The sequence below is a fragment of the Bacillus sp. SIMBA_008 genome (assembly GCF_046535495.1).
GTDB classification, from domain to species: Bacteria; Bacillota; Bacilli; order Bacillales; family Bacillaceae; genus Bacillus; species Bacillus subtilis.
This window is the reverse complement of the sequence record NZ_JAWRWL010000443.1, coordinates 1-273: the sequence shown is the minus strand read 5'-3', so window position 1 is coordinate 273 and position 273 is coordinate 1. Positions and strand designations below refer to the sequence as shown.

At 35.9% G+C, this 273-nt stretch carries 1 protein-coding gene; it reads right to left on the bottom strand.

Going from position 1 to position 273, the window contains the following annotated elements; all coding sequences use genetic code 11:
* The coding region (locus SB658_RS23945; RefSeq protein WP_410602826.1) for a S1-like domain-containing RNA-binding protein at positions 1–273 on the bottom strand (273 nt) is incomplete at both ends.

The window sequence follows — 273 nt, the reverse complement described above, 5'->3', positions numbered from 1 at the left end:
CATCAGCTGGGATTAGTATATCTTTTGATACACCAATATTAACAAACACACCTAAACTAGGAATAACTTCTACAACCTTTACCCAGTTCCAATCAAAAGTTGTAATAAGCGGCTCCTTCATTGTTGCTGAAATACGATTTTGGTGATCAAGGTATAAGAATACATCAATCGTATCGCCTTCTGCAATTTCTCCAACTAATTCGTTTTTATGTAAGAAGATTTCTTCTTCTTCATTCCCAACCATATAGCCGATTTCCGTTTCGCGTAAAACAG